Origin of the sequence: Bradyrhizobium sp. LTSP885, from assembly GCF_000938305.1 — a bacterium.
Lineage (GTDB): Bacteria > Pseudomonadota > Alphaproteobacteria > Rhizobiales > Xanthobacteraceae > Bradyrhizobium.
In genome coordinates this window covers 299,319-312,762 of sequence record NZ_JYMT01000038.1, presented here as the reverse complement: position 1 = coordinate 312,762, position 13,444 = coordinate 299,319, and the positions used below count along the sequence as shown (strand labels likewise).

Sequence of the window (13,444 nt, the reverse complement as noted above, 5' to 3'; positions counted from 1 at the left end):
CCGGCCAATTGACATTCGGGCGCACGGTGCCAGACTTCGGCAAAAATACAGGGTGGAGACCTCTGGATGGCCAATCTCGCGGCCTCTCATCACGTCGCCCGTGTGTTGTCGGTGGCCAATCATTTGGCCGGCGTCGAGACGGAGTCGCGGATTGCCGCATCCTGGCGGCGCTGCCTGGTCAACCACAAGCTCGATCCGGCCCGGCGCGGGCCGCCGCAGACGCTGACCGAGACCGAGGTCCGGCACATCGCCGAGCCGATGGAAGAGTTGATCCAGGCCGCCCTCCCCGAGCTGGAAGACCTCGCGCGGGTGCTGCGCGACTCCGGCTATTGCGTCAATCTCGCCGACCCCAATGCCACCATGCTGCTGAGCCGCCTGCCCGAGGGCGACTATGCGCGGATGTTCCTGGAATGGAAGATCTACACCGGCTCGAACTTCGCCGAGACCTTCGAGGGCACCAACGGGCTCGGGACTGCGTTGGCCGAACAACGTCCGATCATCGTGCATGGCGACGAGCATTTCCGCGAGCAATGGAGCATGTTCACCTGCGCGGTGTCGCCATTGTTCGACCACACCGGCCGCCTCGCCGGCGCCGTCAACATCACCTCGTGCCGCAGCGATCTCGGCCGTGGCGCCCATGAACTGGCGTTGGCTGTCACGTCAGACGCGACGCGGCGGATCGAACGCTCGATGTTCCGCCGCCATTACCGCGCCTCCTGGGTCGCGACCCTGCCCGGCAGCGAGAGCAGCGGGCTGATCGCCTATGATGACGACCGTCGCGTCGTCGGCGCCTGCCGCACCGCGCGTGCGGTGTTCGGCTTGAGCGACGCGATGATCGCAGACGGCATCGAGCTAGCGCATCTGATCCAGCTCGACGATCGCGCCGCGCGGGCGCCGGAGGGCAGCGTCGCGCTGCGCCGCGCCGACGGCACGCCGTGGGGCCAGGGCCGCGTCGCGCCGCCGCTGCGCGCAAGATCGCCGCGCTCGCTGCCGGCGCCGCCGCGCGACAATCGCTCGGGACATTTTGCTGGCCTGCACAAGCTCGCAGGGCACGATCCGGTGCTACTCAAGGGCGTGAAGCGGCTGATGACGGTCGGCAATCTCGATCTGCCGATCCTGCTGCGCGGCGAGACCGGCGCCGGCAAGGACGTATTCGCCCGCGCCATCCACGCGGCGAGCAATCGCGCGCGCAATAACTACGTCGCGCTGAACTGCGCGGCGATGCCGGAAAGCCTGATCGATGCCGAGCTGTTCGGCTATGAGGCCGGCGCCTTCACCGGCGCGCGGCGCGAGGGATCGAAGGGGCTGATCGTGCAGGCGAGCGGCGGCACTCTGTTCCTCGACGAGATCGGCGACATGCCGCTGACGCTGCAGACACGGCTCTTACGCGTGCTGGAGAATCGCGAAGTCTGGCCGCTCGGCGCGCTAAAGCCCGTTCCGGTCGACATCCGCCTGATCAGCGCCACCCATCGCGATCTCGCAGCGATGGCGGAGGACGGCAGCTTCCGCTCCGACCTGTATTACCGGCTGCGCGGCATGGAGGTCCGGCTGCCTGCGTTGCGCGAGCGCGCCGACAAGCGCGAGGTGATCGCGCAGATCGCCGACGAGGAAGCCCCGCAACACCGCATCGCGCCTGAGGCCTGGGCGCAGCTCGTGGCCTATCCCTTCCCCGGCAACATGCGCCAGCTCCGCCACGTGCTGCGGCTCGCCGGCTGCACCGCGGAGGGCGGCATCATCGCCGAGGCCGATCTCGATTTGCCACCGTTTGGCGGGCGAGCCGTGGAGGCGGATCACGCGGCGGCTGAGCGCGCAACGATCGTGGAAGCGCTGCGTGAAAGCGAAGGGCGGGTGACAGAGGCGGCCAAAGCACTCAAGCTCAGCCGCGCGACGTTGTACCGGAAGATCAAGGCGTTGAAGATCGGCGCGCCGTCCTAGAGATCGTCGAGGCACACTGGCTCCGCTCCCTCGCCCCGCTCTTGCGGGGAGAGGGTTGGGGTGAGGGGCTGCCTCCACAAAGACGGTAAGAGCTGGATTCGCGGTGAGTCCCCCTCACCCGCATCGCATCTTCGATGCGATACGACCTCTCCCCGCACGCGGGGCGAGGTAAGGAAGAAGGTCCACGATCCGTCCAGATTACGAAAACTCGTTCCAGCTCACGCGCCGCGCGTCGAGATCGCCGAGTACGACCGGATCATGGATATTGCGCACGCTCTGGAAACCGCTGCGCAAATAGATCAGCGGGTCGACCGCGGTCGCGGCCCGGACGTGCTGGACTTCGCCGATGAACACGGAATGAGTCTTGGTCTCGAGCGCCTGCGCCAGCACGCAGTCGAATGCGGCCACCGCATCTTCCAGCACCGGGGAGCCGGTGACGCCCGTGGTCCAGCGGCCAAAGGCAAAACGGTCGTCGCCATTGACGCCCTTCTGGCCCGAGAAGGTGAGGGCCAGCATCGCGTGCTCCTCGTTCAGGAAGTTGATGACGAAATGGCGCTCCTCGAGGATCCGCGTATGCGCGCTGGCGTTGCGGTTGACGCAGACCAAAACCGACGGCGGATTGTCCGACAGCGAGCAGGCCGAGGTCACGGTCAGGCCGGTGCGCTTCCCGGGTTCGGAGCCCACCGTCACCAGCGCCACGGCGCCGGCGCAATGGCGCATCGCCTGCTTGAAACTCTGTGCGTCGACCGTCATGCCTCTAGCCCCGATAGCGAAAACTCCCCCTAAAATATGCGATGCAGGGTGCGAGGCAAGCCCCCGCACCCCGCCTACCTGTCATGCCGCCTTCTCGAATTCGGCCCCGAGATGCTTCAGCCGCGGCATCACCTCGTTCTTGAGCAGTTCTAGCGAGTGCCGCCAGGCTTCCGGCTTGTGCTTGTAGTCGAAGCCGAACACCAGCAGCACGCCGAAGCCGCCGACTTCCTGGTAGATCTTCTCGATCTTCTCGGTGACGGTTTTGGGCGAGCCGACCACCCAATTCCGGCGCGCGCAATATTCGACGGTAACGTCGCTGTCGGGCACATCGGGATTGTGCTTCAGATAGTCCTTGAAGCCGAAATGGCCGAGCAGCGGCAGGAAGTATTCGCCCATCATCCGGCCCATCATGTCGCCGGTCGAGAGCCTCCAGGCCTCCTCGTCGGTATCGGCGACGAAGACCTCGCGGACCAGCCGCCAATCCTTGCGGTTCGGTTTGCGGCCGGTCTTAGCCGCACCGGCCTCGACCGAGTCCCAATGGCTGCCGACATAGGCCGGATTGAGGTTGAGGCTCATCGGAATGAACCCGCGCTCGCCGGCGAGCTTCAGCGTGTCGGAATTCTTGGAGAGCCCCGCAACGCCGATCGGCGGATGCGGCGTCTGCTTCGGCTTGATGTGCGGTTTGAGGAAATCGAACATCGTGTCCGGCTTGGTCACCGTCCAGAACTTGCCCTTGTAGGTCCAGGGAGCCGGGTCGCTCCACATCTTCAGGATGATCTCGAGCGCCTCGCGGGTCATGTCGCGGTTCTGGCCCGACATACCGTCGACATTGAACATCGCCCAGTCGCTCGGAAGGCCCGAGGCGGCGACGCCGAAGTTCAGGCGGCCGTCAGAGAGATGATCGAGCATCGCGACGCGGTTGGCGAGCTCAGCAGGATGGTGATAGGGCAGCAGGAAGCCGCCGGGTCCGATGCGGATATTTTTTGTTTGCAGCAGGGCCTGCGCGACCAACAGATCGGGCGCGGGATGCGGCTCCCAGGGCGCGGTGTGATGCTCGCCGATCCAGGCTTCCTTGTAGCCGAGCTCATCGAGCCAGCGCAGGGTCTGCAGGTCCCAGTCGTGGCCCTCCTTCAATCCGCACTCCGGCGGATGCGAGGGCATGGTGAAATATCCAAGCTCCATGGTGTGTTTCCTTCGATCTGTTTGTTTTGAGCATGATCTTCTCGGAAAACCGGTCTCCACTTTTCCGGATCATGCTCGCGGGTTCAGTCGTGCAATGCGTCTTGCCGCGCATTAACAGCAGCGGTGAGCAAGCCCCATGCCAGCGAGGAAATCGCGGGAAACGTGAAGAAAGCGCCGGGTTTTCAGCCGGTAGCAACCGATCGATCCGCGAAAGAAACGCTGCAACGTCTCACCGTCGCGAGACGGTATCGCGGCGGTGAGACGGACTTCGCGCGGCATCGCGAAGATGCTGCGCCCCCTCGCCCCGTTCTTACGGGGAGAGGGTTGGGGTGAGGGGCTGCCTCAGCATACTCTCTGGGAGAAGTGCTCGCGGAGACTCCCCCTCACCCGTATCGCATTTTCGATGCGATACGACCTCTCCCCGCAGGCGGGGCGAGGTGAAGCTGAGCCCGTCGCTCTAGCCCGCGGCGCGGCGCGGCAGCGCGTTGGTGTCGGGCTCGGACGGCGCCGGAAGCTGCATCAAAATGGTCTGGCCGGCGGAAGCGATCTCGATGCCGTTGTCCTGGAAGCGCCGCTTCATGCGGCGGTTGAACTCGCGCTGCACCGGCCAGCGGCCGCCGTCGGTGCAGCGGATCTGGCCGACGATGGTCACGACCGAGCCATCGACCTTGTCGACGCCCCACAATTCGAGATCGCCGCGGATCACCGCGCGGTACTCCGCCTCGCGGCGCATCTCGGCGACGATGTCCTTCAGGATCTGGCCGGCGCGATCGGTATCCTCTTTGAACGCGACGTTGACGCTGACAGCGGCATTGCCGGCGCCACGGCTGGCATTGGTGATCGTCGTCACCGCGCTGAACGGCACGATATGCACCGAGCCGTCGCCGGCGCGCAGCCGCATGGTACGGATCGAGACGTTCTCGACCGAGCCCGTGAGGCCCGAGACCGTGACGGTGTCGCCGACCTGCACGGTGTTCTCCAGCAGCAGGAACAGCCCGGTGATGAGGTCCTGCACCAGCTTCTGCGAACCGAAGCCGATCGCGATGCCGACGATGCCGGCGCCGGCAAGCAATGGCGCGACATTGACGCCGATTTCGCTCAGCGCAGTGAGGCCGACCACCGCGACGATCAGGCAAAGCAGCGCGGTGCGCAGCATCGGCTGGAAGGTGCGCAGCCGCGCCGCGCGGGCGAAGTGCCCGTCGCGCGACAGCACATTGAGCTGGCGGTCCATCAGCGCGTTGGCGCCCTCCCAGATCACGGCTGCAGCGAGCGCGGCGATGCCGATCGTCACCACCGCCGAGATCAGACGGCTGCCGATCTGGCCGCCATAGAACCAGACGATGGCATCGACGCCCCAGACCTCCAGCAGCGCGACGAAGCCGATCACGGCGATGACCGAAGCGACCACCTTGCGGAGCAGCGGCAGATAGCGGTTGGCGCGCGCCTCCAGCCCGGGGAAGCGCTGCAGGATATCCGGCGAGATGCGGAAGCCGCGATCGATCAGGCTCAGCACCACCATGATGGCGAGGCGCGTCACCAGCAGCACCGCGACGGTGCCGACGAAATATTGCAGCAGCAGCGAATAGCCGTTGCGGATGTTGAGCGCCCACACCGCCCACAGCGAGAGATCGAGCACGATCGCCGGCACATGCCAGACCGCAGCGACGCGGTTGCGGATCCGCGCCGCGATGCTGACCCGATCGGCCGGGGCGCGAATCGCGGCCGCGACCTGGCGGCGGCACTGCAGGATGATGACGACGATGAAGAGATGCACGATAAGCATCACCAGCCGCAGCACCGCGGCGTAACCGGCGCGATGCAGCCCCAGCAGCAGCGCGACGTTGGCAAAGCAGATGCCGGAGACGCCGACCGCGACGATGCGCCGCGCCCAGATCTCGATATAGGCGGCGGTCTCGGCGCGCACACGAAACAGGCCGAACGGCCCGGCCAGCGCCCGCACGGCACAGATCAGCGCGCGCGAGAATGCATAGGCGTTGACCACCGCAAGGATCACCAGCCGCGTGGTCGACTGATCGCCCAACTCAGTACCGAGCAGCGCCGTGGCGACGCCGATGAAGACGACCACCGGGAGCAATTCGAGCACAAGACGTCCAACGACGAAGGGCAGCCGGATCAGCGACTGCCAGAGCCGCGCCAGGCTGAGCCGGCGGCGATGCAGTTCCGGTTCCGGCGTGACGTCGGCGACCGACGACGGCGGATCGGCGCTCGCGAGCGCCTGCACCGGGACCCGCGCGGTCTGCGGCAGCCGCTGCTCCAGGAACGCCACCGGCCGCTTGACCAGGCGGAACACCACCCATTCGGCAGCGAGCGCGCAGCCGAACACCAGCGCGAGCTTCCAGGCGATATCGATCAGGAGGCCATAGGCCTCGGGATCGTTGGCGGTGCGCACGATCCAGTAATAGAACGCCGGGACATGCGTCAGCGTGCGCGCAAGGTCAGCGACGTCGCGCGACGTCTCGCCGACCTGTTCCGACACCATCAGCAAGAGCTGCGCGCCGAGGCTGTCGGCGGTGAGTGGGATAGGAGACTGCTCCGCCGCTGGCTGCGCGGCTTGCGGCGATGCATTGGCGATCGCGCGCAGCGTATCAATCATCTCGCCGCGCTTCTTGTCGTCCTGCAACGTCTCGAGCGCGCGCTTGGCCTGCTCCGGCGTCAACGCATCAACAGATTGGGCTTGGGCGGATTTGGTTTGCGGGGCTGCAGGTATCGCCACCTGAGCCGCGGCGGGAGTGACGAGCAGCGTGAGCGCGAACAGAAACGCAAAAGGAAGTTTGTGCGACACGAGAGCCTCTTCTTTAAATGATTGCGCGACGGCACATCCTCGGGAGAATCTGCCCTCGCGCTCGCGTCATGTCGGAAGCGCCCTTTTCGCCCCGCCGGTGTGTCGGAAGTTTGCTGCCCGGGCGGCGATCTCTTGGCAATTTTCCTGGCATTTCCTCCGGCACAAAATCGTCACAGGAGTTGAGCCGCGTTTACCGGTGCAAAGGCGTGAAGTCGCACCAATCGACGGGCCTTCACCAATGCCGTCACACGTCCAGGGTGCGACCGAAAAATCTTCGCTTGACGGGTTTCAATCCCTGTTATGTTCTAGTTTTGTTCTTTTTGTTTCCAGATGCGTATCGAGGTTCTCATGCACGACGTGTTCGCCGAGAACGGCCCGCTCAAGCTCTTGATCCATGATGACGGCGATACGCCACTGGACTTCGTCCGGCATCTTCTGCGCGTGGTGTTCGGCAAGACCGAGCGGGAAGCGATCACGGTCGCCGCGCAACTCGAGGACAAGTATGGAATCGTTTGCGGCCCATTTCCCACTCAAGTGGCCAAGGCACTGCTGGAGGCCGCGGAGCAATTGATCCGCGACGACGAGCAGCCGCTGCGGATCACGACCGAGGCCGCCGATGCCGTCCGCCTGTGCGATCTCTGTGAAACACAAAGATCGGTCGCCAATATCTTTCTCAGCGACGGAAAGGCATGCCTATGCACAAACTGCCTGCTTGCCGTCAGGAGGAGTTCGGAAGAGCTACCGGGCGACGAATTCAAATTTGCCGTCACCGCGCTCGATTGGCATTTTGCCGGAATGCCGCGCAACCAGATCGTGACGCGGTCGCGGCAGTTTCCCGGCCACATGCGCGCCGATGTCCAGATTGCGATCGACAGGCTGCTCGCCGACCCGATCCATTTCTTCGGCATCCATGAAGAACATCGCTACGAGACGCTTGATATCGCGGCGCTGATGAAATTCGGACGCAACGCGCCGGCAATCGCGCCGCCGCAATACCAGGATGTCGATATCGGCGAGGCTGAGCCGGTGAAATGCCTCGTCAACGGATTATGGCTGTGCCGCAGCGACGAGCTGCGCTACGCCGTCCTGCTCGCCTTCCATCGCGACTATGGCCGCGAGCCGTCGTTGCGGATCGAGCTGGCGGTGCCTGCCGGCGCTACCGGCAACACCTTCGTGCAGCGCATCTTGGCTGAATTGGAATCCACCGTGGACACGGCACGGTCCTATCGCGGCAAGATCCTCTCGCTCGATGGTGACGCCGACTACCGCGGCCGCACGCGCGGCGTGACCGTGCATCGGCTGCCGACGGTCGCTCGCGACGATGTGATCCTGCCGGAAAAGACCCTGCGGCTGCTCGACCGCAACGTGCTCGACTTCGTCGAGAGCCGTGACCTGCTGCGTCGGCTCGGCCAATCGACCCGCAAGGGCATCCTGCTCTACGGCCCGCCCGGCACCGGCAAGACCCACACCATCCGCTATCTCGCCACCAATCTGCCCGGCCACACCACGCTGATCATCACCGCCGAGCAAGTCGGCCTGCTCGGCGCCTATATGAACCTTGCGCGCCTGCTGCAGCCAGCCATGGTCGTGATCGAGGACGTCGACCTGATCGCGCGCAGCCGCGAGGACATGGGCGGTCCGTGCGAGGAATCGCTGCTCAACAAGCTGCTCAACGAGATGGACGGTTTGAAGGAAGACGCCGACATCCTGTTCCTGCTCACCACCAACCGGCCGGAAGAGCTGGAAAGCGCGCTCGCCGGCCGGCCCGGTCGCATCGACCAGGCGATCGAGGTGCCGTTGCCCGACGACATCGGGCGCGACAAGCTGATCCGGCTCTATGGCAAGGGCCTGCCTTTGGAGCAGGAGGTCATCGACGAAGCGGTGCGGCGCACGACCGGCGTCAGCGCCGCTTTCATCAAGGAGTTGATGCGGCGTGTCGCCCAAGCCAGCATCGTTCGCGACGGCGGTCAGACCGTCATTCCAGCCGACATCGACGAGGCATTGAACGACATGCTGTTCGATGGCGGACGGCTCAACGTGAAATTGCTCGGCGGCGCGCAGGGGATGAGTGCTGCGTGACGGCGCGCCGGTGTTCGGCAGCTCAATCCTGCAACACCGGAGGCAGCAGCAACGCCCGCTCGCCTGCCGCGACGCGCGCGAGATCGGCGGACGCTCGCGCCAGCACGCGCTCCCAGGCCTGCGGCTTGTCCTGGCGGAACAGCCGCATGGTCGGATACCAGGGCGTATCCTCGCGGTCGCGCAGCCAGCGCCAATCCAGCGCGTAGGGGCACAAGAGCCAGACTGGACGGCCGAGCGCACCGGCCAGATGCGCGACCGACGTATCGACGGCGATGACGAGATCGAGCGCGCAGACGGCTGCCGCCGTATCGGCGAAATCGCCGAGCGTCGGCGCCAGATCGACGACGCCGCTGCCGAGGCGCGCCAGCACCGGAGCATCGTCTGGCCGCGGTTCCTTCTGCAGACTGTAGAGCTGCGCGCCCGGTACGATCAAGCGCGGCAGCACCGCCTCCGCCGCCAGCGAGCGCTGACGGTCGCCCTTGTGCCTGGGATTGCCGGCCCAGACCACGCCGACCTTCAGCGCCGTGTCGCCGGCGAGCGCCTGGCGCCAGCGCGCAAGCTTGCCCTCATCCGCATGAAGATAGGGAATGTCAGCTGGAATGGTGTCGACCGTGGTGCGGAAGATCCGCGGCAGGCTCATCAGCGGCAATTGCAGATCGAACAGCGGCAACGGCTCGCCGCGAGCGAACACCGCGACATCAGGCAGCATCGCCCGCAGCAGCGACGCGATCGCAGGCTGCACCTGGACGATGATACGGCCGCCGCCCCTTGCGGCGACCATCGGCACATAACGGACGAAATTCAGGGCGTCACCGAGCCCGAATTCGGCAAACAGCAACAGTGTACGGCCGGCGAGCGGCTCCCCCTGCCATTCCTTCTCGCCGAAGATGGGATCGCCGTCGATCAGCGCCTTGGACTTACGGCGCCATTGATATTCCTCAAAACCCTGCTCGAACTCGCCATTCATCAGCAGGAAGTGCGCGTGATTATAATGCGCCAGCGGAATATCCGGATCGAGCTCGATGGCCCGGTGCGAGGCGACCAGCGCCTCGTCGATCTCGCCGGCATTGCGCAGCGCGACCGCGAGATTGGCATGCCCCTTGGCGTAATCGGGGTCGGCGGCGATGGCGCGCCGATGCGCCGCGACCGCCGCCTCGACGAGATTCTGCGCCTCGAAGATGATGCCGAGATTGGTATGCGCGGAGGCATAGTCCGGCTTGATCGCCAGCGCCAGCTCACAGCAGCCGATCGCGTCATCGACCTGTCCGAGCTCGAACAGGCAGGCGCCGAGATTGCTGAGGATCAGATAATCGCCGGGATCGCGCGCGCTGACCTGCCGGTAGATGCGAACCGCCTCCTCACGCTCGCCGGCTTCGTGCAGCACGAGCGCAAGCATACGCAACGGCGTGACGTCGTCCGGATCGAGCACCGTCGCACGGCGGTAGTTGAGTATCGCGTCCTTCAGGTGGCGCTGGCGATAGAGCGCCGCGCCGAGGCTGCAATGCAGCGCCGCATTGTCGGCGTCCGTGCTCAGTCCGCGAAGATACGCCGTGACGGCGGCATCGAGCTTTTTTTGATCGACCAGCACATTGCCGAGATTGAGCCAGACGCCGCGATAGGCCGGATCGCGCGCGATCACCTCGCGATAGGCCGCCTCCGCCTCCACCAGCCGTTTCTGCCCGGCCAGTGCAACGGCGAGGTTGAACCGCGCCCGGGTCAGGCCGGGATCGAGGGCGATCGCACGGCGAAACGCCGCCTCGGCTTCCTCGAAGCGCGACAGGTCGCACAGCGCGACGCCGAGCTTGACGTGAAGCCCGGCATCCTGCGGCCGCAGCGTCACGCCGCGCTCGAACGCCGCCACCGCGCCGTCGCGCTCACCTTTCACCGCGAGCGCATCGCCGAGCGTCGCAAAGGCCGGTCCATGAAGCGGATCGAGGCTGAACACCCGGTTCAGCAGCACCGCACCTTCAGCGGCGCGATCGGTGACGAAGGCGATGACGGCGGACAGGTGCAGCGCGGAAAGATGGTCGGGATCGGCGGTCAGGATGTCGCCGCACAGCGCGTCGGCCTCTTCTGAGCGGCCCGCGCCATAATGCGCGACCGCGTCCATCAACATCCGATCAACCGCCACACCTGCCACGATACCGCCTCCGCCAAAGACCCCATTGGGAGTTAAACGGGCGGCGATGCAGATTCCGGCACGGGAATTAGATGCTCACGCGAGCGCCGGGCTGGTCAATTGCTCCAGCTTCGCCTTGAGTGCCGCCCCGTCGGAAGACGGGCGCAACGGCGGACGCACCCGCAGCCAACCGGCGTCGCCGGTCTGTGCAGCGAGGATGGCCTTCAGCGCCGCAACCAGCGACGGCGTGTTGAGCATGATATCGATCGCGGCCTGCATGCGCGCTTCCGCGCCTGAACCGTTGAGCATGGCCTTGACCAGGCCGGGCGCGATATTGGCCATGCCGCAGATCGTGCCGGCACCACCGGCGGCAAGCGCGCGGGCGATGTCGGCTTCGTTGCCGACCGTGATCGCAAGCTCGGGCGCGGCGGCGCGGAATGCCTGGAACTGCCGGAAGTCGCCGCTCGAATCCTTCAGGCCGGCGACGAGCTTGCCGTAACGCTTGCGCAAGCTGGCGGCGACCGCAGCCGGGATGCCGACGCCGGACATCTGCGGGATATGATAGAGCGTGAGCCGCAGGCGATCATCCGCCACGCCATCGATGACGCCGGAGAAGGCATCCTCGATTCCGTCAGGCGTGACGCTGCGGTCGAAATAGGGCGGCAGCACCAGCACGTGATTCAAGCCAAGCGCCAGCGCCGATCGCGTCAGCGCGACGGCGTCCGTGATCGCAGGAAAGCCGGCTCCAAGCCCGAGGCGCGACGCCGGCACGCCAGCCTTGAGCAGCGCCTCGATGGTGGCGATCCGCTCGGCGACATTGAATGAGGTGCCCTCGCCTGTCGTGCCGAACAACACGACCCCGTCGATGCCTTGCGTGAAAAGATGGGACGCGTGGCCTGCGAGGCTGGCACAATTGACGGTCCCGTCCGATGTCAGCGGGGTGGGAACCGCCGCCCAGAACCCGCGAATTGCTTCCGTCATGACAGCTCCTCGGTTGGTTGACTAAGGCATTGTCCAGAATAACGTTTTCTCAGAAAGACCTTCGCCGCTTTTCATCTGTCGGCTGATCTTGTACCTTACATACAAGAATGCTGCAATTCACACGAGAGCGGCGGTGCAATCCCGGAATGCATGACCGCATCTCGCACAACAGGTTTGCCATGAACGCCATCACTCCGTCCGAACGCCCCGAAGACCTGCTCGCCGGCTTGCGCCACAGCCTTGGCCCGCAAGCCGTGCTCGTTGGCGCTGAGGTGCCCGCGCGCAATTGCAACGACTGGAGCGCGAGCCTGCCGCAAACGCCGCTCGCGGTGATCCGTCCGACCGATGCCGCCGGCGTATCGGAAGCGATCGCGGCCTGCCGCAAGGCTCGGCTGCCCTTCGTGCCACAGGGCGGTTTGACCGGGCTCTGCCGCGGCGCTGCGCCCGAGGCGGGCTGGGTCGCGATTTCATTGGAACGCATGGTCGGCATCGAGGAAATCGATCGTGCCTCCGCCACCATGACGGTGAAGGCCGGTACGCCATTGGAGACGATTCAAAAGGCGGCCGACGAAGCCGGCTTTTTCTTCCCGCTCGACCTGGGATCGCGCGGCTCCTGCGCGATCGGCGGCAATCTGTCGACCAACGCCGGCGGCAATCGCGTGATCCGCTACGGCATGACGCGCGAGTTGGTGCTCGGCCTCGAAGTCGTGCTGCCTGACGGCACCGTGATGACCAGCCTCAACAAGCTGATGAAGAACAATGCCGGCTACGATCTGAAGCATCTTTTCATCGGCTCGGAAGGCACGCTCGGCATCATTACGCGCGTGGTGCTGCGGCTGTTTCCGAAACCGCGTTCGACCATGGCCGCACTATGCGCGCTGAACGACTATGCCGCGGTGGTCACCCTGCTCGACGCCGCGCGCAGCGGCCTTGGCCCGCTGTTGTCGGCGTTCGAGGTGATGTGGCCGGACTACTGGGAGGTGATCACCGCGCGTGCCGGCGTACGGCCGCCGGTCGCCCCCGGTCACGGTCTCTACGTGCTGGTGGAAGCGCAGGGCACCGACGAAAGCCTCGACGCACCGCGCTTCGAGGCCTGGCTCGAAGGATTGATGGAGCGCGGCCTGCTTGCGGACGCGGCCGTTGCGCAGTCGCTCGCGCAGGCCCAGAAATTCTGGGCGGTACGCGACATCTGTTCGGAGTTCGGCCAAGTGCTCGGGCCCCATATCTCCTATGACATTGGCCTGGCGGTCGCGCGGATGGACGAGTTCGCCACGCGCTGCAAGGCTGCGCTCGCCACAGGCATTGCGGGATGCGAAAGCGTCTATTACGGCCATATCGGCGACGGCAATCTGCATCTCGTCGCCTGGGTGACGGGCCTGGCCGTCGAACGCCAGCCGAAGGAGGCGATGGATGAGATCATCTACGGCTTGGTGCGCGAGATGGGCGGCAGCGTGTCCGCCGAGCATGGTATCGGCACGCTCAAGAAGAAATGGCTGGGCCACGCGCGCAGCGAGGCCGAGATTGCGCTGATGCGCACGCTGAAGGCTGCGCTCGATCCGGCGGGCCTGCTCAACCCCGGCAAGGTGATCTGA

8 protein-coding genes are annotated in these 13,444 nt (G+C 65.6%); 3 read left to right on the top strand and 5 right to left on the bottom strand.

The window, feature by feature from the left end; translation table 11 throughout:
• Positions 1-66 precede the first annotated feature (66 nt).
• Positions 67-1,935, top strand: coding sequence for a sigma-54-dependent Fis family transcriptional regulator (locus UP09_RS25250; protein ID WP_044540990.1), 1,869 nt, complete (start codon positions 67-69; stop codon positions 1,933-1,935).
• Between the two features lie 198 nt (positions 1,936-2,133).
• Here UP09_RS25250 and UP09_RS25245 read toward each other — a convergent pair whose 3' ends face one another.
• The 3 genes from UP09_RS25245 to UP09_RS25235 all read right to left on the bottom strand — a co-directional run bounded on the left by UP09_RS25245 (position 2,134) and on the right by UP09_RS25235 (position 6,673).
• Positions 2,134-2,688 (bottom strand): flavin reductase family protein, encoded by a 555-nt coding sequence (locus tag UP09_RS25245; protein ID WP_044540989.1) that lies wholly within the window; start codon positions 2,686-2,688, stop codon positions 2,134-2,136.
• Between the two features lie 81 nt (positions 2,689-2,769).
• Positions 2,770-3,870, bottom strand: a complete 1,101-nt coding sequence (locus tag UP09_RS25240) for an LLM class flavin-dependent oxidoreductase (protein ID WP_044540988.1) — start codon at positions 3,868-3,870, stop codon at positions 2,770-2,772.
• A 457-nt stretch (positions 3,871-4,327) separates the two neighbouring features.
• Positions 4,328-6,673 carry a mechanosensitive ion channel family protein gene (locus UP09_RS25235; RefSeq protein WP_044540987.1) on the bottom strand — a complete coding sequence of 782 codons (2,346 nt, stop codon included), beginning with the start codon at positions 6,671-6,673 and terminating at the stop codon, positions 4,328-4,330.
• A 348-nt stretch (positions 6,674-7,021) separates the two neighbouring features.
• Here UP09_RS25235 and UP09_RS25230 point away from each other — a divergent pair, with 348 nt between their 5' ends.
• Positions 7,022-8,752 (top strand): ATP-dependent Clp protease adaptor ClpS, encoded by a 1,731-nt coding sequence (locus UP09_RS25230; RefSeq protein ID WP_044540986.1) that lies wholly within the window; start codon positions 7,022-7,024, stop codon positions 8,750-8,752.
• Positions 8,753-8,774: 22 nt separating this feature from the next.
• Here the strand turns inward: UP09_RS25230 and UP09_RS25225 are convergent, their stop codons facing one another.
• A complete protein-coding gene (locus UP09_RS25225) occupies positions 8,775-10,868 on the bottom strand; it encodes a tetratricopeptide repeat protein (protein WP_044540985.1) in 2,094 nt (697 codons plus the stop codon).
• 99 nt (positions 10,869-10,967) lie between these two features.
• Positions 10,968-11,852, bottom strand: a complete 885-nt coding sequence (locus tag UP09_RS25220) for a dihydrodipicolinate synthase family protein (protein ID WP_044540984.1) — start codon at positions 11,850-11,852, stop codon at positions 10,968-10,970.
• Between the two features lie 179 nt (positions 11,853-12,031).
• Here UP09_RS25220 and UP09_RS25215 point away from each other — a divergent pair, with 179 nt between their 5' ends.
• The gene (locus tag UP09_RS25215) at positions 12,032-13,444 is read left to right on the top strand and encodes an FAD-binding oxidoreductase (RefSeq protein ID WP_044541214.1); all 1,413 of its coding nucleotides are present in this window, start codon (positions 12,032-12,034) and stop codon (positions 13,442-13,444) included.